Below are 23,282 nucleotides of genomic sequence, written 5' to 3'. Positions count from 1 at the left end.
GTGCAGTAAAGATGATTCCCGCGCCTGCCTTATTGTGCGGGGTGTCTATGATGGAAATATTACAGTGTTCAGCCGGCGGCCTGCAGCTTTTCCGGCGGCACCAAGGCACCGTGTTCCTGGATGACCTTTGCGGCGATCCCTGCGGCAAAATGGGCGGCGGCAACGGGGTCGTCATGCTCCAGATAATGCGCGAGGAACGCGCCATTGAAGCTGTCGCCGGCGCTGGTGGTGTCGACGACCTTGGCGACCTTGACGGCTGGAACAAGCGTTTCGCCGGCATCGGTTCCGACGGTCGCGCCGTCTGGACCATTCTTGACGACGACCATATTGGCGCCATGCTGCCGATAGCGGCGGATGGTGCCGGCAATCGAGTCGTCGGCGAAATGAGAGACCTCGTCGTCGAAGCTTGGCATCACTAGCGTCGAGGCCCGTGCGCCTTCGCCGATCATGGTATGCATCGCGTCGAAGCTCGACCAAAGACGCGGGCGCAGGTTGGGGTCGAAGACCACCAGCTTGCCGACGGCCTTGGCGCGGCGGAGCTCGGCAAGCAGCGTCTCGGCGTCTTCATGCGACAGGATCGCCAGGGTGATGCCGGAGAAATAGAGGACGTTGGACTCTTCGATCGCGGTGCGAAGCCGGTCGCCATCGGCGGCAAGCTGGCGGGCAGCCGAACTATCGCGCCAATAGCTGAAAGAGCGCTCGCCATCCTTCAGGTTGATCATGTAGAGGCCAGGCGTCTTGCCACGGAGACGGCGGATATTCGAAATGCCGATGTCATGCGCTTTCATGAAATCCAGCATTTCGTCTGACATCGGGTCATCGCCGAGCGCGGTGAAATAATCGACGGACCAATCCGCCGGCAGGCAGGCGCGGGCGTACCAGGCTGTGTTGAAGGTGTCGCCGGCAAAGCCCTTGCGCAGATGCCCGTCCGGGGCCTGCGACAGCTCCACCATGCATTCGCCGATCGATAGAAAATGCCCGCCCAAGACGTCCTCCTGCGTTTTCCCTTCGCTGCTGCATACGCGTATGTGGCTGCTTGAGCAAGGCGAACGGCGGGCTGCGCCGTCCACCTTTTTTGAGCTTTACGGCCTGTCCATATGATAGCACGCCGCGGTCTGGCCGGGGCGAACCTGTTCGGTCGGCGGCATCTTTGTCCTGCAGATATCCGTCGCCTTCCAGCAGCGCGGCGAGAAGACGCAGCCGGCTGGTGGATTGAGCGGCGAAGGCGGATCGCCCTGCAGGCGAATGCGCTCGCGGCCCCGCGCCCGTTTCGGGTCGGGGATAGGGGCGGCGGAGAACAGCGCCTGCGTATAGGGATGGGCCGGATGGTCGAAGACGGTGGCAGCGTCGCCCGCTTCCACCACCTTGCCAAGGTAAAGCACCAGCACGTCGTCCGAGATCAGGCGCACGACGGAGAGATCGTGGCTGATGAAGATCAGCGTCAGACCGAACTCCTTGCGCAGCTTGCGCAACAGCGTGATCACCTGGCCCTGGATCGAAACATCGAGGGCCGAGACCGGCTCATCGCAGACGATCAGCTTTGGCCGCGTCACCACAGCGCGGGCGATGCCGATGCGTTGCGCCTGGCCGCCGGAGAACTCGTGCGGATAGCGATTGATCATCTCCGGCACGAGGCCGACCGCTGCCATGATCTCGCGGACGCGGTCCTGCCGCTCAGCTCTCGTCAGCTTTGGCTCGAAGACGGTCAGCGGCTCGGCGATGATGTCGCCGACCGTCATGCGCGGGTCGAGGGAGGCGATCGGGTCCTGGAAGATGATTTGCATGTCGCGGCGGGCGGCGCGCATTTCCTCCTCCGAAAGATCTAGCAGGTTGCCGCCCTGCCACATGATGCGGCCCTTCTGCGCCTTGATCAGCCGCAGGATGGAGCGGCCGAGCGTGGACTTGCCGCAGCCGGATTCGCCGACGATGCCGAGCGTGCGTCCGGTCTTCAGTTCGAAACTGACGTCGTTGACCGCCGTCAGGACCAACGGCGGTTTGAAGAAGGATTTCGATGGCAGCTCGAATTCGGTGGTCAGATGCTCGACCTTCAGAAGCGTGGGTTCAGCCATGGATGAGGCTCCGTTCCTGCTGGGCGGAAAGAGGATGGAAGCAGGCGGCGCAGCGTTGCGGCGCAAGCCGGTCGAGCGGCGGCGGTGCGTCCAGGCAGTCGTCCTGCACATGGGCGCAGCGCGGCGAGAAGGAGCAGCCGCGTGGCAGATGCATCAGGTTCGGCGGCCGGCCAGGAATGACGGCGAGATCATCGACATCCTGATCCGGCCGCGGGATGGAGGCGTGGAGCGCCGCGGTGTAAGGATGGGCCGGATTTTCGAACAGCTCCTCGACCGGTGCTTCCTCGACGATGCGGCCGGCATACATGACGGCGACGCGGTCGGCGAGGCCGGCAACGACGCCGAGATCGTGGGTGATCATCACCAGCGCCGTGTGCATTTCCGCCGTCAGCTCGTTGAAGAGATCAAGGATCTGCGCCTGGATCGTCACGTCGAGCGCCGTCGTCGGCTCGTCGGCGATCAGGAGCTTCGGCTTGGTGAGCAGCGCCATGGCGATGACGATGCGCTGGCGCATGCCGCCCGAGAGCTCATGCGGATAGAGGTTGAAGCGGCGCGTCGGGTCAGGGATACCGACCCGCTTCAGCATGTCGAGTGCTGCCGCCGAAGCCGCACGCGCCGAAAGCCCGCCATGGACCTCGAGCTGCTCGGTCAATTGCCGCGATATGCGCAGCGATGGATTGAGCGCCGTCATCGGGTCCTGGAAGACCATGGCCATGTCCTTGCCACGCACATGGTCGAGTTCGCGGGGCTTCAGCGTCAGCAGGTCCTTGCCGTCGAGCAGCGCCTGGCCGCTGGTGCGGCCGTTCTTGGCGAGCAGGCCCATCAGGCCGAGAAAGGTCTGGCTCTTGCCGGAACCGGATTCACCGACGATGGCGATGCGTTCGCCACGGCCGATCTTGAGGTTCATCTTTGAGACGGCGGCGACTTCGCCTTCCGGGGTGCGGAAGGTGATGGAGTAGTCTTTGAGTTCGAGAAGTGTATCTGTCATGTCAGCGATCCTTCGGATCGAAAGCGTCGCGCAGGCCATCGCCGATGAAGAGCAGGCTCATCAACAGCGCGACCAAGAAGCCGGCCGGGAAGAACAGCAGCCAGGGCGTCGTCTCCATGCCGGCCGAGCCTTCCGCAATCAGCGTGCCGAGGGAGGTCAGTGGTTCCTGCACGCCGAAGCCGAGATAGGAGAGGAAGCTCTCCGTTGCGATGATCTCGGGAATGGTCAGCGTCGCGTAGATGACGACCGGACCGACGAGGTTCGGCACGATGTGTTTGAGGATGATCTTGAACGATCGCTGGCCGGAGGCCCGCGCGGCTTCGATGAACTCCCGCTGCTTGATGGAGAGCGTCTGGCCACGCACGATACGCGCCATGGTCAGCCATTCGAGCGCACCGATCGCCGCAAACAGCAGATAGACGTTGCGGCCGAAGATCACCATCAGCAGGATGACGAAGAGGACGTAGGGGAGCGCGTACATGATATCGACGAAGCGCATCATGATGGCGTCCACACGGCCCCCGAAATAACCCGAGACGGCACCGTAGAGCACGCCGATGACCACCGAGACGAGGGTGGCGACGAGCGCGACGGTCAGCGAAACGCGCGTACCGTAGAGCGTGCGCGATAGAAGGTCGCGACCGTTGCCATCGGTACCGAAATAGTGGCCGGCGGCAAAGTCTGGCGCGCCTCGAAAGGAGTTCCAGTCCGGGTCCTCATAGTTGAAGGGCAGGAAGTACGGGCCGAAAATGGCGACAAGAACCAGCAGCCCCAGCACGATCAGGGAAAGTGCTGCGGCCTTGTTGCGGAGCAGGCGACGCATCGCATCGCCGGTGAGGGAGCGCCCCTTGGGTGCAAGCCCTTCTGCCGAAAGCAATTCCGCTTCCAGCAATTCTCTCTTGGCGGAATTGAGGATCATCGCATTCTCACTTTCGGATCGAGCCAGGCATAGGCGATGTCGACCAGCAGATTGAGGACCACGATCAGGACCATGTAGAAAATGACCGTGCCGAGGACCATGCCGTAGTCGCGGTTCAGCGCTGCGCCGACGAAGTAGCGACCGACGCCGGGGAGGCCGAAAATGCTTTCGACGACCAGTGAACCGGTGAGCAGGTAGCTTGCCGCCGGTCCGAGATAGGACACGACGGGCATCATGGCCGGTTTCAACGCATGCCGCATTACGGTGAGCCGCGGGCCTATGCCCTTGGCCTTGGCGGTGCGGATGAAGTTCTGGCTCATCACCTCGATCATCGAGCCGCGCATCAGCCGCGAGATGCGTGCCGCATGCGGCAGCGTCAGGACGACGATGGGCAGGATCAGGAACCGGATCGAGCCATCACCCCAGCCGCCGACCGGCAGCCAGCCGAGCGTATTGCCAAAGACGAGCTGAAGGATCGGGGCGATCAGGAAGCTTGGCATGACCAGGCCGATCAAGAGCCCGCCGCCCAGCCAATAGTCGGCCGAGCGGTTCTGATAGAGCGCCCCAAGACAGCCTATAAACACCCCGACGATGGTTGCGAGCACGAAGGCGGCGCCGCCGATGGTGAGCGTATAGGGGAAGCCGGACATGATCTGCTGGGTGACGGTGAAGTCCTGATTGGCGAAGGAGGGGCCAAGGTCGCCCTTCATGACGTCGCCGACATAGATCAGGTATTGCTCAACCAGGGGCTTATCGAGGTTGTAGTGAGCCGCGAGGTTGGCTTTGACTTCCGGCGGCAATGGCCTTTCGCCATCGAAAGGGCCGCCGGGAGCGAGGCGCAGAATGAAAAAACACACTGTCACGGCAATCCACAGGACCGGGATTGTAGACAGCAAACGACGGAGAGCGTAGCCAAACATGGTCTTAGACGGCCCCCTCCCGGTTGTGTCCGGGAGGGGGCCTGTTCCCAATTATTCTTTGATCGACAGCCAGCGCGTGCGGTGGATGTCCTGGATATTATCGACGAAGCCCTGGACCTTCGGGGCGACGATGTTCTGGGAAACGTAGTAGTAGATCGGGATGGCAGCGCTGTCGTCGAGAGCGAGCTGCTCGGCCTTCTTGTAGATTTCGGCCCGCTTCTGCAGGTCGGTTTGTTCGTTGCCCCGCTTGATCAGCGCATCGTAATCCGGGTTGCTCCAGCGGCCGTAGTTCATCTCGACGCCGGTGGACAGCAGGTTCAGGAAGTTGATCGGGTCGTTGTAGTCGGCAAGCCAGCCGGCACGGCCAATTTCCACCTGGCCACGCTGCATTTCATCGTAATGCACCTTGGTTTCGGTGTTGTAGAGTTCGATATCGACGCCGAGCGGCTTCCACATGGCGGCGATCGCAACGGCGATGCGCTTATGGTTGTCGTTGGTGTTGTAGCGAAGCTGTGCCTTCAGCGGATGGTCAGGGCCGAAGCCGGCGTCCTTCAGCAGCTTTTTGGCCTCTTCGACCTTTTGCTTATAAGGCTCATCCTTCCAGCTCACGTAAGCCGGCTCGCCGTAATTGGCCGTGCCCGGCGGTACCCAGGAATACATCGGCAGCTCGCCGGTGCCGAGGATCTTCGGCCCGATGACCTCGCGGTTAACGGCCATGGAGAGGGCCTGGCGGACGCGCTTGTCATTGAAGGGCGGCTTGGTGGCGTTCAGGACGTAGTAATAGGTGCCGAGGAACGGAACCACATGTGCCTGGCCAGGAAGGTTCTTCTGGATCCACTCGAACTGATCGGCGGGGAACGACGTCAGAACATCGAATTCGCCGGCGCGATAGCGCTTCAGCGCGGCTGCCTGATCTTCCAGCGTGTAGAAGTTCACCTTGTCGATTTTCACGTTCTTGGCGTCATAGTACTGATCGTTCTTGACGTTGGCGACGTGCGAGCCGGGCACCCATTCTACGGGCTTATAGGGGCCGTTGGTGACGATGTTGCCGATCTTGACCCATTCGTCGCCCTTGGCTTCCACGACATGCTTCGGCAGCGGGTAGGCCGTGTAGTGCATCAGGGCATTGAGGAAGTAAGGCGTCGGGTTCTCAAGCGTGATTTCCAGCGTCTTGTCGTCGATGGCCTTGACGCCGAGTTGCGTCAGATCCTTGATCTCGCCCTTGTTGATCTTCTCCGCGTTCAAGATCGTGTACTGCAGATAGGCGTATTGGGCGGCGGTCTTCGGGTCCATCAGGCGCCGGAAGGCGAAGACGAAATCCTCGGCGGTCACCGGCTGGCCATCGGACCACTTGATGCCGTCACGCAGCTTGAAGGTATAGACCTTCTGGTCGGGGGAAACGGTCCAGCTTGCCGCTTGGCCAGGGATCGGGTTGTCCTTGGAATCTTCCGTCACCAGGCCTTCGAAAATGTCGCCGTCGATGCGGTTTTCCCAGTCACCGGAAATTTTTTGCGGGTCGAGCGACGTGGGGTCGCCGCCGTTGTGGATATTGAGGGTTGCTGCATGTGCAGAGACGCTTAACAACGTGCCGACGAATGCCGACACGATGAACTTCTTGCTAAAATGAGTCATATCTTTCCCCACCTTTCTGGAGCTATGGGCCTTGTTTTTTAAGGCTATTTTTATCCCGCAGGTGACCTGTACGTGCAGGTCAATGTCGCAAGTTATCCGATGCAACGTCGCTTTCAAGTCCTAAAGCAAGCTCGGGCTCGCGGCTGTGAATATCTACATTGGCAGTTTTCCGAAATCACTTCACAAATTTTTGCTCATATAAGCACGGGCTCACCCTTCGCCTGAGTTGCAGCTTGCCGCCCAAGGCTTAGTGTGCAATCTGAAGGGCGAGAGGAAATCGAGGCGGATTGTTTCATGAAATCAACGGACAAAGCGGCGGGAGCCGATTGGTGGCGCGGTGCGGTGATCTATCAAGTCTATCCGCGGTCATTTCAGGATACCGACGCCAACGGGCTCGGCGATATCAAAGGCATCACCCGCCGCCTGCCGCATATTGCCTCACTCGGCGTCGATGCCATTTGGCTGGCTCCGTTCTTCACCTCGCCGATGGCCGATATGGGTTATGACGTCGCCGACTATTGCGACGTCGATCCAATCTTCGGCACGCTCGCCGATTTCGATGAGATGATGACGGCTGCACATGCGCTCGGCCTCAAGGTCATCATCGATCAGGTGATCTCGCATACGTCGGATCGCCATCCCTGGTTCGTCGAGAGCCGGGCAAGCCGCAACAATCCCAAAGCGGACTGGTATGTCTGGGCCGATTCGAAGCCGGACGGCACGGCGCCGAACAACTGGCTGTCGATCTTCGGCGGGCCGGGCTGGGAATGGGACGGCGTGCGCCGTCAATATTACCAGCACAATTTTCTGACCTCTCAGCCGGATTTGAATTTCCACAATGGCGAGGTCCAGGATGCCGTGCTTGCGGCGGTCAAGTTCTGGCTCGATCGCGGCGTCGACGGTTTCCGGCTGGATACGGTGAACTATTATTTCTGTGACAAGAAGCTGCGGGACAATCCGCCGGCCGCGGTTGCCATTGGCGGACTGGATGCGCCGGAAAGCAACCCCTATGGCATGCAGAACCACCTCCACGACAAGACGCAGCCGGAAAATATCGGCTTCCTGAAGCGCTTCCGCAAGCTGCTGGATCAGTACGAGGGACGCACGACCGTCGGCGAAGTCGGCGATGGCGCCCGCTCGCTGCAGACGGTCGCCGCCTATACCAGCGGCGGCGACAAGCTGCATATGTGCTATACCTTCGACCTGCTAGGCCCGGACTTCACGCCAGAACATTTCTGCCGCTGTGTCGGCGATTTCCAGGAAAACGTCACAGACGGCTGGGTTTGCTGGGCTTTCTCCAACCACGACGTGAACCGTCATGTTAGCCGGTTTGCCGAAACGGAGGCCGAGCAGCCGCGTGTCGCCAAATTGGCGATCTCCTTGCTCTCCACCTTGCGCGGTTCGATTTGTCTCTATCAGGGTGAAGAACTGGGCCTGCCCGAGGCGGAGCTCGCTTTCGAGGATCTTCGGGACCCCTACGGCATCCGCTTCTGGCCGGCCTTCAGGGGCCGCGACGGGTGCCGCACGCCGATGCCCTGGGAGGCGGGCCGCGTGCATGCGGGCTTCAGCACGGCCGAGAAATCATGGCTGCCGGTGCCCTATCAGCACGCGTCACTCGCCGTCGACAAGCAGGAGGCGGATGCGCAGTCCGTTCTTCATCATTACCGTGCGACGCTGGCCTTCCGAAAGCGGCACGCAGCGCTGGTCGACGGCGACATGACCTTCCTCGATACCAAAGCAGATGTTCTCGCCTTTACGCGCAAGAAGGGGGGCGAAACACTGCTCTTTGTCTTCAACCTGTCCCGGGAGCCTGTAAAGGTCGCTTTGCCAAAGGGGATCAAAGTGACAAAGACCGTGCCGATGCCGGGCTTTGCGACCGCCCACGCCAGCGAGGCGGTGACCCTCGCGGCACTGGACGTGTTCTGCGGGCAGGTGGGATGATCAGCGCAGGAGTTTGTCGTAGTCGGTGTGGGAGCCGATCCAGAACCAAATGAGATCCTCCCCATCCGCTGCGGCAAGCGCACGCCAGGAAATTCCTACACGGGCTGACCAAAAGCGTCCCACTTGCTTGAAGTGAAGCGACGGATGCTTCGGGTTCGATTTCAGTAGTTCGAAGTTGCGATCAGCCAGTTCTTGGACGTGTTTTGGCAGCTTTTCATAAGCTTGCCAGAATGTCGGCGCCGCATGATGTTTCACAGCGCCTTAGTCTTTCCTGCCCGGAAATCGGCGAGGGCTCCGTCTGCTAGCTGGTCCAACTTACCGGCGTTGATATCGGCCTCAATCTGCTTGTCCCAGCGAGCCGCCTGGAGAGCTTCAAACCATTCGGTGAACGCCTTGAAATCCTCTTGTCCCAGTTCGGTGATGTTTTTCTCAATCTGCTCAAGCTTCGTCACGAGTATTTTCCGTTGCCAAGTGATTTTGCGTTGCGATTAAAAGATAACAATACGCGCCACTCAATTGGAGTCCCAGCGCGTGAATTGTTTGATTGCGGGCTTCATCACCCAATCAGCATAAACTTGTCGACATCGACAAGACCTCGGTCTGAAATCTTCAGATGTGGGATGACCGGCAGCGGCAGAAAGGCGAGCTGCAGGAAGGGCTCTTCCAGCGTCGCGCCGAGGGCGTAAGCAGCCTGGCGCAGGTGATGCAGCGTATCGCGCACATTTTCATAGGGCTCGAGGCTCATCAGGCCGGCGACTGGCAGGGCGATTTCGCCGGTGACGACGCCGTTTTCGACGACGACGAAGCCGCCATTGATTTCGCTGAGGCGGTTGGCGGCTTGAGCCATATCGTCTTCATTGACGCCGACGACGCAGATGTTGTGGCTATCGTGACCGACCGTCGAGGCGATGGCGCCCTTCTTCAGGCCGAAGCCCTGAACGAAACCATTAGCATGATTGCCGTTCTTGCCGTGCCGCTCGATGACGGCCACCTTGATGACATCGTTGCCGAGATCGATATCGGTCTGGTTGCCCTTGACCGGCAGGCGGTAACGGCGATGCTGCGTGATGATTTTTCCGGGGGTGACGCCGATCACGGAGCTTTCGCCCTCGGTCATCGGCACGCCGAAATCGGCAGCGTTGATCGGGCGCGCTTTGACGCTGTCGAGACCGACCGGGGCGACGGATTTGCGGGTGGCGAAAAGCTCTGCAGTGACGCGCCGGCCCGCGGAGAAGACGGTCTCCGCCTTGCAGTTCTCCAGACTGTCGATGACGACCAGATCGGCGCGCCAGCCGGGCGCCACCAGGCCACGGTCCCGCAGGCCGAAGGCGCGGGCGGCCGAGATGGAGGCTGCGCGATAGATCGCCAGCGGCTCGACGCCGTGGGCGATCGCAGTGCGGATCATATAATCGAGATGGCCCTGTTCGGCGATGTCGAGCGGATTGCGATCGTCAGTGCAAAGCGCCAGATAGGGCGACAGGCGCTCGGTGAGGATCGGCATCAACGCATGCAGGTCCTTGGAGACCGAGCCTTCGCGCACCAAGATATGCATGCCCTTGCGGATCTTTTCGAGCGCTTCCTCGGCGGTCGTCGATTCATGTTCGGTGCGGATGCCGGCGGCGAGATAGCCGTTGAGGTCGTTGCCACGCAAAAGCGGCGCATGGCCGTCGATATGGCCGCCCTGAAAGGCGTCGAGCTTGGCCATGCAGATGGGATCCTTGTGCACGACACCCGGGAAATTCATGAATTCTGCCAGGCCGATGACCTTCGGATGATCGCGGAAGGGCAGGAGTCGTTCGATCGGCAGATCGGCTCCCGACGTCTCCAGATGCGTTGCCGGCACACAGGAGGAAAGCTGGACGCGGACGTCCATGATGGTTTCCAGCGAGGAATCCAGAAAATACTGGATACCTTCCGTGCCGAGCACATTGGCGATCTCATGCGGATCGCAGATGGCCGTGGTCACGCCATAGGGCAGAACACAGCGATCGAACTCATGCGGTGTCACCAGGGAGGATTCGATATGCAGATGCGTATCGATGAAGCCCGGAACGACAATCCGCCCGGAGATATCGATCTCCTCGCGGCCCTGATAGGTGCCGCAGGTGCCGACGATGCGATCGCCGCAGATGGCGATATCCGAGGCGACGAGCTCGCCCGTCACCAGGTCGAAGAACCGCCCGCCCTTGAGCACGATATCCGCCGGCTCCCGGCCGACACCCTGGTCGATATAGCGTTCAAGTTTTTCCGACATGTCCATTCCTCGTATAAAGTTTGCCCCTCATGCCCGACCATTCTGCAATTGCAATGGGGGTATGAGGGGCTGATTCTGACGAGACTAAGCCTCAGATATTATTCTGCAAGATATCCCTGAGTTTGCCGAAGAGTTCGTCGATATGGTGCTTTTCGATGATCAGCGGTGGGGAGAGTGCGATGATGTCGCCGGTGGTGCGGATCAGCAGGCCTTTTTCATAGGCCTTCAGGAAGGCGGTGAAGGCGCGCTTGGTGGGTTCGCCGGCGATGGGGTCGAGCTCGATGGCGCCGATCAGGCCGGTGTTTCTGATGTCGATAACGTTCGGGCAATCCTTCAGGGAATGCAGCGCATCGGCCCAATAGTCCGAAAGCTCAGCAGCGCGCGTCAGCAGGCCTTCTTCCTTATAGGTATCGAGCGTCGCAAGAGCGGCGGCAGAGGCAATCGGGTTGCCGGAATAGGTGTAGCCATGGAAGAACTCGATCATGTGCTCGGGTCCCTGCATGAAGGCATCATGGATTTCCGAGGTGACGAAGACGGCGCCCATCGGGATGACACCGTTCGTCAGGCCCTTGGCTGTGGTGATCATGTCCGGGACGACATCGTAATATTGCGCGGCGAAGGGAGCGCCGAGGCGGCCGAAGCCGGTGATGACTTCGTCGAAGATCAAAAGGATGCCGTGCTTGGTGCAGATCTCGCGCAGCTTCTGCAGATAGCCCTTCGGCGGGATCAGCACGCCCGTGGAGCCGGCGATCGGCTCTACGATGACGGCGGCGATGGTGGAGGCGTCATGCAGCGTGACGATGCGCTCCAGCTCGCTGGCAATGTCGCCGCCGTGCTCCGGCTGGCCGCGCGTGAAGGCATTCTTGCCGGGAATATGCGTATGGGGCATGTGGTCGACGCCGGTCAGCAGCGTACCGAACATCTTGCGGTTGGAAACGATGCCGCCGACGGAGATGCCGCCGAAGTTGACGCCGTGATAGCCGCGCTCGCGGCCGATGAGGCGGAAACGCGAGCCGTTACCCTTCACGCGATGGTAGGCGAGCGCCACCTTAAGCGCGGTCTCGACGGATTCGGAACCTGAATTGGTATAGAGAACGTGGTTCATGCCCTCGGGGGCGATGTCCACCAGCCGGTTCGCCAATTCGAAAGCCTTGGGATGGCCGAGCTGGAAGGCCGGCGCATAATCGAGTTCGCCCGCCTGCTCGCGAATGGCCTCAGTGATCTTCGGCCGGCAGTGGCCGGCATTCACGCACCAGAGGCCGGCCGTACCGTCAAGCACCTGCCGCCCATCATGGGTCGTATAGTACATATCCTTGGCGCCGACGAAGAGACGTGGTTCCTTCTTGAACTGGCGATTGGCCGTAAACGGCATCCAAAAGGCGCGCAGATCGTTGGGGGTGGCATTCTGACGGTCGGACATGCTGTTCTCCATGGCCATTCGGGGGCCATTTCCCGATCGCAGCCGTGGGGCCGCGTGATTATTTACTGCCTGGTCAAATTATCAGCCGGCCCCTTGGCGTCAAGACAAACATGGGTGTCAAGACAAAGGTGGGCGTTAGGATAGCGCGCGGGTCTATAGTGGATCCTGCCCCGCCCCGCGTGCCGCAGCGCTTGGCGCAATGCTCGCATGCCGCACCGCGCTCGCCCAAGAGCAAGGCACCGAACACGAAAAGGCTGGCAAATTGGGTAATTTGCCAGCCAAATCATTTATATATGTGGTGATGAAAGAGGCTTGATCCTAAGGTTGGAAACTATCTTTTCCTTGCGGACCTTGCCTCGACATACTCATAGCCAGTTTTGGCTATTAAGCAGCCGATCTACTTTTTTCCGGTTCACAATAAATGTCTTCCAGTGTTTCCAGAACCCGGATAACCGAGTCTGAAGTACTGGAGTAGTAAATCGTTTGAGCATCGCGGCGGGTCTTCACCAGCTTCTGGGCGCGCAGCTTCGAAAGGTGCTGGGAAAGTGCAGATTGGCTGAGCCCCACCTGATTGGCCAATACACCAACCGGAACTTCACCCTTGACCAGGCTGCAAAGAATCATGAGGCGCTTCGGGTTCGCCATAGCAGATAATAATGCTGCCGCCACGTTGGAGTGTTCGGCCAAATTTCTTGTCTTCATCTTTTTAATCTTCCTAATGCGGAGCGTACATCAGAAATTGCGGGTTTTTGCTCTAATCGGGGAATTAATCCGATAAGTAACAATACCAATACAGGCCAAAGATTGTATATACCTAAATTTAAGGTATCGAGTATGCTATTTTAGATATGTATGTATGAGCGTCGTGCGGCTCCGCCAAAGGTGGGTCAAATTCCCATCTCAAGGCCTCATCTCCCCAAATTAGGTCGATTCCTGCCATATCTAGGCCACAAATCCGCCAATTTTTGCCGCCCGATCCTCTTAGACTACTCACTATAGTTGTAATGATACGTGGGTAGTGGGCTAGTAATTCTCGCACTATCTCGTCTGCTTGTTCAGCAAGCATCTCGTTCGCCGCTGAAAGAATCATCAGATCGTTCCCGGGCAAAATATATGCTCTTCCGAAACCGCCATTCAGGCTGGCGGTAAGCGGTATAAGGCGGAAAAAGCAGAAATCGGCAAAATCGGCATAGAGCTTGGCTTTGGGATGCCGCGCAAGGAAGCGCGAACGAATGCGTCCATGCAGACGGTTTTCGCGATCGACGCGCTCGGCCCTGCACTGAACACCGAGGCGCGGGTAGGCGAGCGGATCGCCTTTGCCGGGCTCGCCGAAGAGAACCGAGGCGCGGGGGTCTTTCGATAGCGCTTTAGTGTGGGCGGAAAGGCCGGAGACGAGAATGACCGGCACGCCATCGATATCCGTGCCGGTCAGCACGCGGCTGACGGAAGGGAAGCCTGTTTCCGGATCGATGACGGCCATGGCCGCATAGCGAGCGGCGCGCAGCAGGATACGTGCCTGCTTGCGCGCCTCGTCATCGGTTTCCCGCAATACGGACGGTTTGTCGTTCATAGTTGCTCTCTCTACAAGACGGGAGAGAGCCTGAGATAGACTACTCTCTCCGCCGGTGGCTGGTGAGGCCAGCCACGACATCCTGGGCGGAAATCGTCCCGATAATCACGCCGTTGTCAACGACGCCGATATTGCCTGGCTGATGTGTCAGCGCGTCGAGGATATCGATGAGCGGTGTCGTGGCCGTGGCCGTAGCAGTGACCGAGCCGCCTGCTCCGGAGTGGCCGAGACCCTGTTGCATGACATCGCGGGCGGTCAACATGCTGATTGGGTTCATATGCTGCACGAAGTCGGCAACATATTGGTCAGCGGGGTTCTTGACGATTTCCTGCGGCGTGCCGCACTGGATGATCCGGCCGCTCTCCATGATGGCGATGCGGTTGCCGATGCGGAAGGCCTCGTCGAGATCGTGGCTGACGAAGAGGATCGTCCGTTTCAGGCGGCGCTGGAATTCCAGAAGCTCGTCCTGCAGGCGGGTACGGATCAACGGGTCGAGCGCCGAGAACGGCTCGTCCATGAGCAGGATCGGCGCGCCGGTGGCGAAAGCGCGGGCGAGGCCAACGCGCTGCTGCATGCCGCCGGAGAGTTCGTTGACCTTGCGGTTTGCCCATTGCGTCAGGTTGACGAGTTGCAATTGCTCGTCGACACGCTTCTTGCGCTCAGCCTCGGGCACGCCCGCCAGCTCCAAACCGAAGCCGACATTTTCGGCGACGGTGCGCCAGGGCAGCAGCGCGAACTGCTGGAACACCATGGAGACGGTATGCATACGCAGGTCGCGCAGTGCCTTGGGATTACAGCTATAGGGATTGACCGGTCCGGTCTTGCTGTTGACGACGACCTCGCCGCGCACGACCGGCGCCAGGCCGTTGACGGCGCGCAGCAGTGTCGACTTGCCAGAGCCGGACAGGCCCATGAGCACGAGGATTTCGCCCTCTTCGATCTCGAGCGAGGCATTGGCGACGCCGAGCACGAGGCCGGTCGCCTTGCCGATCTCGTCGCGCGTTTTTCCCGCATCTGCAAGCTTGAGCGCTGCCTCGGGACGGTCGCCGAAGATAATGCTAACATTTTTGAAGCCGACGGCGGTGGTCATGATTTTTCTCCTTCGCCGGGGGCACGGAACATGCGGTCGAGAATGATCGCCAGGATGACGATGCAGGAGCCGGAATCGAAGCTCTTGGCGACGTTGACGCTATTCAGCGCGCGCAGCACCGGCACGCCGAGGCCAGGCGCACCGACGAGGGCGGCGATTGAGACCATCGAGAGCGACAGCATGATCGTCTGCGTCAGGCCGGCCATAATCTGCGGCATGGCGAAGGGCACCTCGACCTTGCGCAGCACCTGTCGCGGCGTCGCGCCGAAGGCTTCGGCTGCTTCGACGAGAGAAGGCGGTGTCGAGATGATGCCGAGACGGGTCATACGGATCGATGCGGGGATGGCGAAGACGACGGTGGCGATCAGGCCCGGGACCATGCCGAGGCCGAGCAGGATCATCGCCGGTACCAGATAGACGAAGGTCGGGATGGTCTGCATCAGGTCGAGGATCGGCCGCATGAAGGCATAGAGCCAGGGGCGGCGAGCGGCGGCTATCCCGAGGGGGACGCCCACGAGCATGCAGACGAAGGTCGAGGCCAGCACCAGCGCTAGCGTCTCCGTCGTTTCCTTCCAATAGCCTTGATTGATGGTGATCAGCAGGCCGACCAGGGTCAGGATCGTGACCGGAATGCTCCGGCGCAACCAGTAGGCAACGGCCGCGAAAATGACGACGACGACCAGCGGATGTGGTTCCTGCAAGAGGAACAGCAGTCCTTTGATCCCATGTGAGGCAACGAAGGAAAGGCCGTCGAAGAACCATATGAAATTGCTTGTCAGCCAATCCACGACGGCCTTGGCCCATGGACCGATGGGGATGCGGTAATCGTTTAACCAGTTCACGTCTTTGCCCACCATTGGGGCGGCAATTCCGGGCGTCTTAAATGATTCCGGATAGGGCCGCCGGAGAATAACGGCCTATGGCGCCACCCGGTCACTGCCGGATATGTGGCGCAATAGGAAGGAAACAGTCTCTCGTCCACCGGAAGAGAAAGGGGCGGTTGAGCCGCCCCTTATCCCCGGATGTTGTTAGAGACCGAGCTTGGACTTAACCGCTGCAAGCCCGTCGCCGCCGTCCTTGGTGGTGACGCCAGCGAGCCAGGGAGTGATCGCAGTCGGATTTGCCTTCAGCCATTCCGTGGCAGCCGCTTCCGGCTCCTTGCTGTCGTTCAGGATCTTACCCATGATCTCGTTTTCCATCGGCAGCGAGAAGACGAGGTTTTTGACGAAGGTGCCGACATTCGGGCATTCCTGCAGGTAGCCTGCGCGGACGTTGGTGTAGACGGTCGCGCCGCCGAAGTTCGGTCCGAAGATGTCGTCACCGCCGGTGAGGTAGGTCATCTTGTAGGTGTTGTTCATCGGATGCGGCGCCCAGCCGAGGAAGATGATCGGCTTGCCTTCCTTGTCGGCGCGCGACACCTGAGCCAGCATGCCCTGCTCGGAGGACTCGACCACCTCGAAGCCCTTCAGGCCGAAGGTGTTCTTGTCGACCATGTCGATGACCAGGCGGTTACCGTCATTGCCCGGCTCGATGCCATAGATCTTGCCGTCAAGGTCGTCCTTGTGGGCAGCGATATCCTTGAAGTCCTTGATGCCGAGTGCTGCGCCCTTTTCGTTGGTCGCCAGGGTGTATTTGGCGCCTTCGAGGTTGGCACGTACGGTTTCGACCGACTTGTCAGCGGCAAACGGCTTGATGTTCTCGGCCATGGAGGGCATCCAGTTGCCGAGGAACACGTCGATGTCCTTGTTCTTCAGGGACTGATAGGTCACCGGCACGGCGAGCACCTTGACGTCGGTGTCGTAGCCGAGAGCCTTCAGGAGGATGGAGGCCGTCGCGGTGGTGGAGGTGATGTCGGTCCAGCCGACATCGGCAAAATGTACGTTGCCACAGCTTGCCGGCTCAGCGGCGGATGCGGTGGTTGCGCCCAGCATCAGCGCGGAAAGAGCTGAAGCGAAGGCAAATGCGGTTAAAGTCATTTTTATCATTGTGTGACTCCCAGTCTAACGTTCCCAAGCAACCACCAATAACTGACATTTTCAAGCGACCTCATTGTATTTGCGTCGGTTTGTAGGGGCTGATTGCGACTCCCCAATATTTTTTCAGCCATATATTGCCGAGCCGATCTGTCCTGTCCGGGCCGCGCAATTCCTGTGGTTTTCGCCGAAGGCGTCTTTCCTTCCGGCGATGGAGAACCCATGAGACGCTCAAGGAGAATATCATGGCCAAGCTGTACTTCCACTATTCGACGATGAATGCCGGCAAGTCGACCATGCTGCTGCAGGCTGCCTATAATTATGAGGAGCGCGGCATGCGGACGGTTGCCTTCATCGCCGCGCTGGATGATCGCGCCGGCCGCGGCAAGATCGCTTCGCGTATCGGCCTGGAGATGGCCGCCACGCCCTTCGATGAAACGGACGATCTCTTTGCAATGGTGGACAACCTGCACGCCGAGGAAGCGCTTGCTTGCGTCTTCGTCGACGAGGCGCAGTTCCTGTCGCGCGAGCAGGTCTGGCAGCTTGCCCACATTGTCGATCGCCTCGGCGTACCGGTCATGGCCTATGGGCTGCGCACCGATTTCCAAGGCAAGCTGTTTCCGGGCTCGCAGGAGCTTTTGACGATTGCCGACGAGATGCGTGAAGTGCGGACGATCTGCCACTGCGGCCGCAAGGCGACGATGCTGGTGCGCCTGGACCGACAGGGCAGGGTGGTGCACGAGGGCGCGCAGATCGAGATCGGCGGCAGCGACAAATATGTTTCTCTCTGCCGCCGTCACTGGGAGGAAGCCATGGCCGGGGAATGAAGCGTCCGCGGCATTGCGTCATCCGGTAGATGGCGGCGAATTTCTTTATGGTCGTGGCAATCGGAATCGCATCCAGACATCCGATGGTGGAGGAAACATGAAATTGCGCTGTCTGACGGCCGTGGCCGCCGTTCTTCTTTCCGCTTCGGCCGCTCTTGCCGACGGAGATGCAGTTGCCGGTGCGGCAGTCTTCAAGAAGTGCGCCGTCTGTCACACGGCAACCGAACATGAGAACCATGTCGGGCCATCGCTGATGGGCGTGGTCGGTCGTCCCGTGGCCACCGTGCCGGATTATAACTACTCGCCGGCGATGAAGGCCTTCGGCGCCGATGGCAAGGTTTGGGACGAGGCGCTGCTGCGGAAATACCTGCCCAGTCCGCAATTCCTGGTGAAAGGCACGAAGATGACCTTTCCCGGTTTGAAGAGCGACAAGGATTTGGACAATCTGATCGCCTATTTGAAGAACCCTTCTGTCACACACTGAGGCAGGTTTGCACGCTCAGGCATTTTCTTTGTGCATTTAAGCGGTTAGTCTCGCCAACAACGGCAATTGAGAGACGCTTTCATGGTCAAGGCCCACTCTTTCGACGGCGAGATCGACAAGGCCCGCGCGGCGCTCGAGGACGCGATCAAGGGCATGGATGCGGCCAATGCCGGGCTCGGCGGCAATGCCAAGGGCAACGGGCGCGTCGACGCCATCAATTTCCCGGTGGAAGAGGCGCTGGTGCGTGAAACGATCGAGCTGCTCGATCGCTGGAGAAATCTGGCCCTGTCGCTGGTGAAGCAACTGGATTCACTGACCGCGACCGCTGATTTGCAGCACCGGCGGCTGTTCGATGAGACGGCCGGGATCGACACGTCGGGGCTGTTCGGGCGCAGGATCGGGCAAAGTCAGGCCAAGCCGGCGTCGATTGCGGCCGATCTCGAAGCGGCGCTGGCAGCTTCGGCTTCGCTCGATGCGCAGTTCAGGACCGCGCGACCGGCGCTGGTTCGCTCCTTTCGCGATTGCGAGGCGCATCTGGTGCGGGTCATCGAGCGGCGGCAACACATCGATTTCGAGATTGAGGACGTGCAGCGCCAGGCGGATGTCTTGATTCCAAGGATTTTCGATCGGCGCAGCAGCATTTCGTCGGCTCGCGATGCCGGTTCACGATCCGAATTGGAGGCGGAATATAGCCGGCTGACCGCCGAGCGGGATGATCTGCATGAGCGGGAGCGGGCATTGCAGCCGGGGCGAGCAGCGCGACAGCGGCTGATCGATATCTATGAGGAGCTGGCAAACGTCCTGAACACGCAAATTGCCGCCGTCAATGCGATGGCGGGCAAGCTTGCCATCGACATCGAGCAGCGGATTGCCTTGCTGCGGGCGGTGATATCGGAAGCTGCGCCGCCGCTGCCGGCCACCGAAAGGCCAGCCGCGGTCTCCGCTTTGATTGCGGCCTTCGAAGCGAATGTGCTTGCGGGGCATGATCTCGCAGCGCGCAAGGCTCGTGCCGATGATATCTTTACGCGGCGGCTGGAGCCGCATCTGCTGGCAGCGCCTGCGGCAGTCGTCGAGCCGTCGGAAGAGACCGAGCCGGAGACCTGATCATTGATTGAAAAATGACAACAGCCGGTTGCTGTCTCCTCCGGGAACACATATCTGCTTGAACGAGAATAACGACATGCCTCCACATGCACGAGAATCCGAAGCGATTTTCGGCGCAGAAGGGAAGCTCAAGGTGTCCCGCGTTCATTGCTCGTCCGACAGGCGCGCAGCGCGGCAAAGGAGAGGTTCATGCTTGATTCGATCACTGCGTTCTTCAAGCGGATCGGCAGCGCCATTGCACGCGGCCTGGGGCTCCTCTTCGTTGGGATACTCTGGCCCTTCCTTGCCGCTCACGGCTGGTACCGGCAGCGCAATTGGATGATCAAACTGCCGATTGCCGCTTTCGTGGCGCTGATGGCGGTGCTCTACGTCTATTTCATCTGGCAGACGCAGGTCTGGAACGGCTTCGATGCCAATTATCCCGACGTCTACAAGTTTTCAGACCGCAAGGTCGGGGCAGGGCAGGAACTGCCGGCTGTGAATGGGCAGCAAGCAGCCGCGAATGCGCCGAAGGCCTGCCAGACCTCCGCGATCGTCGACGTTACGGCCGATCTTACCGATTTCAACGTCAACCAGAATGCGTGGATCTCCTCGATGCTGCTCTTCAAGCTGGGGTTCGTCGGCATGAGCTGGGATGACACGCCTTTCCTCGACAATAAGGCGGCTTTTCAGCGCGGCGTGAATCAGGCTGTGCGGCGCACATCGGTGGAGCTGGTCGATACGCTCGTCCGCGTGCGTGGCACATCCGGCGTCAACAGCGACCTGCAGAGCGCTCGTGGCAATCTGCAGTTCGACGAATCGAGCTGGTACTTCGGCCTGCGCCCCTTTGGTCTGAAGACGCCGACGCCGAGCTATTATCGCGCTGCCATCGGCAGCTTGCGCAAGTTCAATACCGATCTCGGCGCCTGCAATGCCGTTTTCGATAGCCGGGCCGACAATCTCTTGCAATTCATCGATCGCGTTGCCAACGATCTCGGTAGCACGTCGGACATTCTGGCGGAGCGCTCGGAGAACCACAATTACGGCTGGTTTGACATGCGCGCCGATGACCGTTTCTGGTTCGCCTATGGCCAGCTCTATGGCTATTACGGCATTCTGAGCGCGGTTGGTGCCGATTTCCAGCAGGTCATCGCCGAGCGTAACCTGGGTACGCTCTGGACCGGCACGATGAAGCAGTTGCAAGCCGCCTTGCGGATTCAGCCCGCCATCATTTCGAATGGGCGCGAAGATGGCTGGATCATGCCGAGCCATCTTGCGACCATGGGATTCTACATCCTGCGTGTGCGCTCGAATCTGGTGGAAATGCGTAGCGTTCTTGGCGGCCGTTAAAGGACGGGCGGTCGTCAGGGGAATGTGCTGAAACGATTAGAGCGGGAAAGCGTGTCACGGAATCGCTTTCCCGCTCTATCTCTTTGTTTTCACGCAATTCCGGACGGAAAACCGCTTCGCACTTTTCCTGGAATTGCTTTAGCTAATCAGTTTCAAACGGATGGCCTTGGCGACCAACTGTGTGCGGTTGACGCAATCGAGCTTTCTGATCGCGTTGGTCATATAGGCGTTGACCGTGTGATCGGAGAGGGAGAGAATTTGGCCGATTTCGACCGAAGTTTTGCCCTGCGCCGTCCAGCGAACCACTTCCAGCTCCCGGGCGGAAAGCATGTGCGGCACGGCACCGTCGTTGCGCTTGATGCAGTTGTAGGTGTCGAGCCCCTGTAGCATGATCATGGTGAGCTCGTTGAGCTCGCTCTGCCCGAGACTGCTGCGATTGCCCATGAACCAGAAGACGAGACGCTGTCCGTCAGAGGAGTTGATGGGAATAACGACGCCCATCGGACAATTGTGATTGGTGAAGAGCGTCCGCAGCTCGCGCGGCAGGTCCACATCGTGGGCGGCGCCTTTTTCCAGCAGATGCCACGAACGCGGCATGACCGAGTCCCGCACGCGCATCAAGATCGAGCATTGGCGGAGCAACTGGTTACGATCGAAATCACGGAGAAACTGCACCGGCATCGAGCCTTCGATGACCAGCGGCGTCAACATGGAATCTTCGGAAACCGGAGCATTCATCAGGGCTGCGTGGCTGAAGCCGAAAGCGGAGCTCGCACGATCCAAAGCCTGCGCAAAAGCCGTTTGTGTCCGGGCTGCGGCCAATTCGGCGGAAAGCAATAATTGTCTCTCGGCGGTGATGAAATAGGACATTTTGATGTAAGCGCCCACAGCGTGTTATCGGTATCAAATACCGGATTTCCGGGCGAATGCTAGAGACAAATTTGCGACACCAATCAGAAATAATTCCATTTTCATATGTCTTAATATGGTAAAGTTCTGATTTGTATTACTTTTCCGAAAAGTGGTTTTTTGAGCAAAAATGTTGCTTTCTTGATTTCTCCATTCCGGCATGGGCGCCGGGCCTGCGGACATCCGGCAACGGCCGGCGGAAATGCCAAGCTGATCGCCATTGGTGACGGCTGACGGAAGACTATCGAGGCTTGCCTTGCGAAGGTCAAAAGCGATTGCTATCGGTCTTTCACAGCAATTGCTTCCAGGCTTCTATTTCATGATCTTCTGCTTGTTCCCGCAGCGTGTCGCTCGGTGTTGCCAAAGGGCCTTGTGGTTCCTGACAACCGTTTTTCTTCTGTTGCTTTCTTTCACCTCCGCTGAAGCTTCGGGCGCTGCCGCCGGTCAGTCCATGGACTTTGTTTTGGTGCATGGTGACATGGCCTGGTGCCGCGCCGACAACAATTGCCCGGACTGGATCTCCGCCGAAGGGCAGATCATGGCGGATTCGCCGAAGAAGTTGCAAAAGCTGCTGAAACGCCTCGGCGGCAGGAAACTGCCGATCATTGTCAGTTCGCCGGGCGGCGATGTCCGGGCAGCCATGGAGATGGCCTATGCCATCCGCAAGCAGAAACTCGCAATCGCCGTCGGCAGGACGCGCTCGCGCGATTGTCCCTATGCCGAGCCGATCTGTTCGGCCGCCCGCACTAAGGATGGCTCCATCAAGGGTGAGACATTTTCTCTCGGTGCCATCTGCTTTTCGGCCTGCCCGCTGTTTTTTGCCGGCGGCGCCGAGCGCGTCTCCAGTCCCTTCGCGCTTCTCGGCGTCCATCAGATCACCACGACCTACAGCGAGGTGCGCGTCCAGTACCGCACCGAATACGAAATGGTGAATGGCAAGCGAAAGATCCTCTCCAAACGGGAGGTGGGGCGCAAATTCGTCGGTAAGCACGATACGACCAAGCTCGACAGGCGACAGACGGCGAGGCTCGTCGATTTCCTGGAGGAAATGGGTGTCGACAAATCGCTTGTCGATCTGATGCTCGGCACCGCGCCGACGTCGATCCATCTCATCGCGCAGATGGATGCGCTGAAGCTGCGATTGACGACGGAGCTTGCCGCTGCCGATCAACTCGTTGCCGCCAGGGATTGCAAGGGCAAGCAGTCGATTGCGGAATGTGCCGCCCGGCCGCCCGCTTCGCCTGTCGTCGGCGAGTAAATATGCCTTCGCCTCAGGCCTCCTTGCTTTTCGCCTTAGCCATGATCCGCTCCAGATAGCCGAGCAGAAGTGCCGAGGCGACGAAAGCGAGGTGCATGATGGTCAGCCACATCAGCTTGGCGTTCTCGTATTGGGTGGCGTTGAGGAATATCTGCAGCAGGTGGATCGACGAGATGGCGACGATCGAAGAGGCAACCTTGATCTTGAGGCTGCCGGAATCGAGCTTGCCGAGGAAGGAGACTTCGTCATCGGCCTTGTCGAAGCGGCTGACGAAATTTTCGTAGCCTGAAATCATCACCATGACGATGAGGCTGGCCACCAGCGCGGCATCAATAAGGCCGAGAATGGCGAGAATCATGTCCGCCTCGTCATAGTCAAAGACGCCGGCGGCGACCTTCAGGAATTTGTAGCCGAACGAGACGGCATAGATCGCGAGCGAGGCAGCGAGGCCGAGATAGAAGATCACCAGAATCCAACGGCTGGAGAGAATGATGCGCTCGAGCAGTAGTTCCAGGGACTTCATGCCTTATCCTTTTCGTTCGTCCTGCAGATCGTCCGGGAAAATAGGTGCGCCGGCGCTTTGCTGCAAGGCAGC

At 59.6% G+C, this 23,282-nt stretch carries 23 protein-coding genes; 6 read left to right on the top strand and 17 right to left on the bottom strand.

Annotated features, from left to right (window positions below; all coding sequences use genetic code 11):
* Positions 1–68: 68 nt before the first annotated feature.
* From C9E91_RS13155 to C9E91_RS13130, 6 genes are all read right to left on the bottom strand, one after another.
* A complete protein-coding gene (locus C9E91_RS13155; protein ID WP_107108725.1) occupies positions 69–986 on the bottom strand; it encodes a sugar kinase in 918 nt (305 codons plus the stop codon).
* Between the two features lie 96 nt (positions 987–1,082).
* On the bottom strand, positions 1,083–2,069 hold the full coding sequence (locus C9E91_RS13150; protein ID WP_107108724.1) for an ABC transporter ATP-binding protein: 987 nt from the start codon (positions 2,067–2,069) through the stop codon (positions 1,083–1,085).
* Entirely contained in the window at positions 2,062–3,057 is a 996-nt protein-coding gene (locus C9E91_RS13145) for an ABC transporter ATP-binding protein (RefSeq protein ID WP_107108723.1), read from the bottom strand. Before C9E91_RS13145 ends, C9E91_RS13150 begins: the two co-directional genes overlap by 8 nt.
* A gap of 1 nt (position 3,058) precedes the next feature.
* A complete protein-coding gene (locus tag C9E91_RS13140; RefSeq protein WP_107108722.1) occupies positions 3,059–3,976 on the bottom strand; it encodes an ABC transporter permease in 918 nt (305 codons plus the stop codon).
* Positions 3,973–4,896, bottom strand: a complete 924-nt coding sequence (locus tag C9E91_RS13135) for an ABC transporter permease subunit (protein ID WP_107108721.1) — start codon at positions 4,894–4,896, stop codon at positions 3,973–3,975. Before C9E91_RS13135 ends, C9E91_RS13140 begins: the two co-directional genes overlap by 4 nt.
* 51 nt (positions 4,897–4,947) lie before the next feature.
* Positions 4,948–6,528, bottom strand: coding sequence for a peptide ABC transporter substrate-binding protein (locus C9E91_RS13130; protein WP_107108720.1), 1,581 nt, complete (start codon positions 6,526–6,528; stop codon positions 4,948–4,950).
* A gap of 294 nt (positions 6,529–6,822) precedes the next feature.
* On the opposite strand from C9E91_RS13130, the gene bglA reads away from it, so the two are divergent.
* A complete protein-coding gene (gene bglA / locus C9E91_RS13125) occupies positions 6,823–8,469 on the top strand; it encodes a beta-galactosidase BglA (protein ID WP_107108719.1) in 1,647 nt (548 codons plus the stop codon).
* On the opposite strand, the gene C9E91_RS13120 is transcribed toward bglA, so the two are convergent.
* From C9E91_RS13120 to C9E91_RS13080, 9 genes are all read right to left on the bottom strand, one after another.
* On the bottom strand, positions 8,470–8,724 hold the full coding sequence (locus C9E91_RS13120) for a type II toxin-antitoxin system RelE family toxin (protein WP_107108718.1): 255 nt from the start codon (positions 8,722–8,724) through the stop codon (positions 8,470–8,472).
* Positions 8,721–8,921, bottom strand: a complete 201-nt coding sequence (locus tag C9E91_RS13115) for a hypothetical protein (RefSeq protein WP_107108717.1) — start codon at positions 8,919–8,921, stop codon at positions 8,721–8,723. Before C9E91_RS13115 ends, C9E91_RS13120 begins: the two co-directional genes overlap by 4 nt.
* Positions 8,922–9,025: 104 nt before the next feature.
* Complete coding sequence (ade, locus tag C9E91_RS13110) at positions 9,026–10,723, bottom strand: adenine deaminase (RefSeq protein WP_107108716.1); 1,698 nt, start codon at positions 10,721–10,723, stop codon at positions 9,026–9,028.
* A gap of 91 nt (positions 10,724–10,814) precedes the next feature.
* The gene (gene aptA / locus C9E91_RS13105; RefSeq protein WP_107108855.1) at positions 10,815–12,143 is read right to left on the bottom strand and encodes an omega-aminotransferase AptA; all 1,329 of its coding nucleotides are present in this window, start codon (positions 12,141–12,143) and stop codon (positions 10,815–10,817) included.
* A gap of 384 nt (positions 12,144–12,527) precedes the next feature.
* A complete protein-coding gene (locus C9E91_RS13100) occupies positions 12,528–12,845 on the bottom strand; it encodes an ArsR/SmtB family transcription factor (RefSeq protein WP_028751732.1) in 318 nt (105 codons plus the stop codon).
* A gap of 118 nt (positions 12,846–12,963) precedes the next feature.
* Entirely contained in the window at positions 12,964–13,713 is a 750-nt protein-coding gene (locus C9E91_RS13095) for a HugZ family pyridoxamine 5'-phosphate oxidase (RefSeq protein ID WP_107108715.1), read from the bottom strand.
* 40 nt (positions 13,714–13,753) lie between these two features.
* The gene (gene choV, locus C9E91_RS13090; RefSeq protein WP_107108714.1) at positions 13,754–14,803 is read right to left on the bottom strand and encodes a choline ABC transporter ATP-binding protein; all 1,050 of its coding nucleotides are present in this window, start codon (positions 14,801–14,803) and stop codon (positions 13,754–13,756) included.
* Complete coding sequence (choW, locus tag C9E91_RS13085) at positions 14,800–15,660, bottom strand: choline ABC transporter permease subunit (protein ID WP_210318951.1); 861 nt, start codon at positions 15,658–15,660, stop codon at positions 14,800–14,802. Before choW ends, choV begins: the two co-directional genes overlap by 4 nt.
* A gap of 171 nt (positions 15,661–15,831) precedes the next feature.
* Positions 15,832–16,779 carry a choline ABC transporter substrate-binding protein gene (locus tag C9E91_RS13080; RefSeq protein ID WP_245407493.1) on the bottom strand — a complete coding sequence of 316 codons (948 nt, stop codon included), beginning with the start codon at positions 16,777–16,779 and terminating at the stop codon, positions 15,832–15,834.
* A 242-nt stretch (positions 16,780–17,021) separates the two neighbouring features.
* Here C9E91_RS13080 and C9E91_RS13075 point away from each other — a divergent pair, with 242 nt between their 5' ends.
* The 4 genes from C9E91_RS13075 to C9E91_RS13060 all read left to right on the top strand — a co-directional run bounded on the left by C9E91_RS13075 (position 17,022) and on the right by C9E91_RS13060 (position 20,520).
* On the top strand, positions 17,022–17,603 hold the full coding sequence (locus C9E91_RS13075; protein WP_107108712.1) for a thymidine kinase: 582 nt from the start codon (positions 17,022–17,024) through the stop codon (positions 17,601–17,603).
* A 97-nt stretch (positions 17,604–17,700) separates the two neighbouring features.
* Positions 17,701–18,087: a c-type cytochrome gene (locus C9E91_RS13070; RefSeq protein WP_107108711.1), complete on the top strand. Its 387-nt coding sequence runs from the start codon at positions 17,701–17,703 to the stop codon at positions 18,085–18,087.
* Between the two features lie 81 nt (positions 18,088–18,168).
* A complete protein-coding gene (locus tag C9E91_RS13065; protein WP_107108710.1) occupies positions 18,169–19,191 on the top strand; it encodes a hypothetical protein in 1,023 nt (340 codons plus the stop codon).
* A 189-nt stretch (positions 19,192–19,380) separates the two neighbouring features.
* Positions 19,381–20,520, top strand: coding sequence for a DUF2333 family protein (locus tag C9E91_RS13060; protein WP_107108709.1), 1,140 nt, complete (start codon positions 19,381–19,383; stop codon positions 20,518–20,520).
* Between the two features lie 138 nt (positions 20,521–20,658).
* Here C9E91_RS13060 and C9E91_RS13055 read toward each other — a convergent pair whose 3' ends face one another.
* Positions 20,659–21,390 (bottom strand): helix-turn-helix transcriptional regulator, encoded by a 732-nt coding sequence (locus tag C9E91_RS13055; protein ID WP_107108853.1) that lies wholly within the window; start codon positions 21,388–21,390, stop codon positions 20,659–20,661.
* Positions 21,391–21,880: 490 nt separating this feature from the next.
* Here C9E91_RS13055 and C9E91_RS13050 point away from each other — a divergent pair, with 490 nt between their 5' ends.
* Positions 21,881–22,687: a COG3904 family protein gene (locus C9E91_RS13050; RefSeq protein ID WP_245407488.1), complete on the top strand. Its 807-nt coding sequence runs from the start codon at positions 21,881–21,883 to the stop codon at positions 22,685–22,687.
* Positions 22,688–22,700: 13 nt separating this feature from the next.
* Here the strand turns inward: C9E91_RS13050 and C9E91_RS13045 are convergent, their stop codons facing one another.
* The gene (locus C9E91_RS13045) at positions 22,701–23,210 is read right to left on the bottom strand and encodes a TIGR00645 family protein (protein ID WP_107108708.1); all 510 of its coding nucleotides are present in this window, start codon (positions 23,208–23,210) and stop codon (positions 22,701–22,703) included.
* Positions 23,211–23,282 lie beyond the last annotated feature (72 nt).

It is taken from the genome of Rhizobium sp. SEMIA4064, from assembly GCF_003025035.1.
GTDB classification, from domain to species: Bacteria; Pseudomonadota; Alphaproteobacteria; order Rhizobiales; family Rhizobiaceae; genus Rhizobium; species Rhizobium paranaense.
The sequence above is the reverse complement of the archived record's forward strand: the minus strand, read 5'-3'. Positions and strand labels throughout refer to the sequence as shown.

Excerpts from the sequence above, each read along its gene's own strand:
- C9E91_RS13150 (WP_107108724.1), bottom strand. The coding sequence starts at position 2,069 with ATGGCTGAACCCACGCTTCTGAAGGTCGAGCATCTGACCACCGAATTC.
- C9E91_RS13145 (WP_107108723.1), bottom strand. The coding sequence starts at position 3,057 with ATGACAGATACACTTCTCGAACTCAAAGACTACTCCATCACCTTCCGC.
- C9E91_RS13140 (WP_107108722.1), bottom strand. The coding sequence starts at position 3,976 with ATGATCCTCAATTCCGCCAAGAGAGAATTGCTGGAAGCGGAATTGCTT.
- C9E91_RS13135 (WP_107108721.1), bottom strand. The coding sequence starts at position 4,896 with ATGTTTGGCTACGCTCTCCGTCGTTTGCTGTCTACAATCCCGGTCCTG.
- C9E91_RS13130 (WP_107108720.1), bottom strand. The coding sequence starts at position 6,528 with ATGACTCATTTTAGCAAGAAGTTCATCGTGTCGGCATTCGTCGGCACG.
- bglA (WP_107108719.1), top strand. The coding sequence starts at position 6,823 with ATGAAATCAACGGACAAAGCGGCGGGAGCCGATTGGTGGCGCGGTGCG.
- ade (WP_107108716.1), bottom strand. The coding sequence starts at position 10,723 with ATGTCGGAAAAACTTGAACGCTATATCGACCAGGGTGTCGGCCGGGAG.
- aptA (WP_107108855.1), bottom strand. The coding sequence starts at position 12,143 with ATGTCCGACCGTCAGAATGCCACCCCCAACGATCTGCGCGCCTTTTGG.
- C9E91_RS13100 (WP_028751732.1), bottom strand. The coding sequence starts at position 12,845 with ATGAAGACAAGAAATTTGGCCGAACACTCCAACGTGGCGGCAGCATTA.
- C9E91_RS13095 (WP_107108715.1), bottom strand. The coding sequence starts at position 13,713 with ATGAACGACAAACCGTCCGTATTGCGGGAAACCGATGACGAGGCGCGC.
- choV (WP_107108714.1), bottom strand. The coding sequence starts at position 14,803 with ATGACCACCGCCGTCGGCTTCAAAAATGTTAGCATTATCTTCGGCGAC.
- choW (WP_210318951.1), bottom strand. The coding sequence starts at position 15,660 with ATGGTGGGCAAAGACGTGAACTGGTTAAACGATTACCGCATCCCCATC.
- C9E91_RS13080 (WP_245407493.1), bottom strand. The coding sequence starts at position 16,779 with ATGACTTTAACCGCATTTGCCTTCGCTTCAGCTCTTTCCGCGCTGATG.
- C9E91_RS13075 (WP_107108712.1), top strand. The coding sequence starts at position 17,022 with ATGGCCAAGCTGTACTTCCACTATTCGACGATGAATGCCGGCAAGTCG.
- C9E91_RS13070 (WP_107108711.1), top strand. The coding sequence starts at position 17,701 with ATGAAATTGCGCTGTCTGACGGCCGTGGCCGCCGTTCTTCTTTCCGCT.
- C9E91_RS13065 (WP_107108710.1), top strand. The coding sequence starts at position 18,169 with ATGGTCAAGGCCCACTCTTTCGACGGCGAGATCGACAAGGCCCGCGCG.
- C9E91_RS13060 (WP_107108709.1), top strand. The coding sequence starts at position 19,381 with ATGCTTGATTCGATCACTGCGTTCTTCAAGCGGATCGGCAGCGCCATT.
- C9E91_RS13055 (WP_107108853.1), bottom strand. The coding sequence starts at position 21,390 with ATGTCCTATTTCATCACCGCCGAGAGACAATTATTGCTTTCCGCCGAA.
- C9E91_RS13050 (WP_245407488.1), top strand. The coding sequence starts at position 21,881 with ATGGACTTTGTTTTGGTGCATGGTGACATGGCCTGGTGCCGCGCCGAC.
- C9E91_RS13045 (WP_107108708.1), bottom strand. The coding sequence starts at position 23,210 with ATGAAGTCCCTGGAACTACTGCTCGAGCGCATCATTCTCTCCAGCCGT.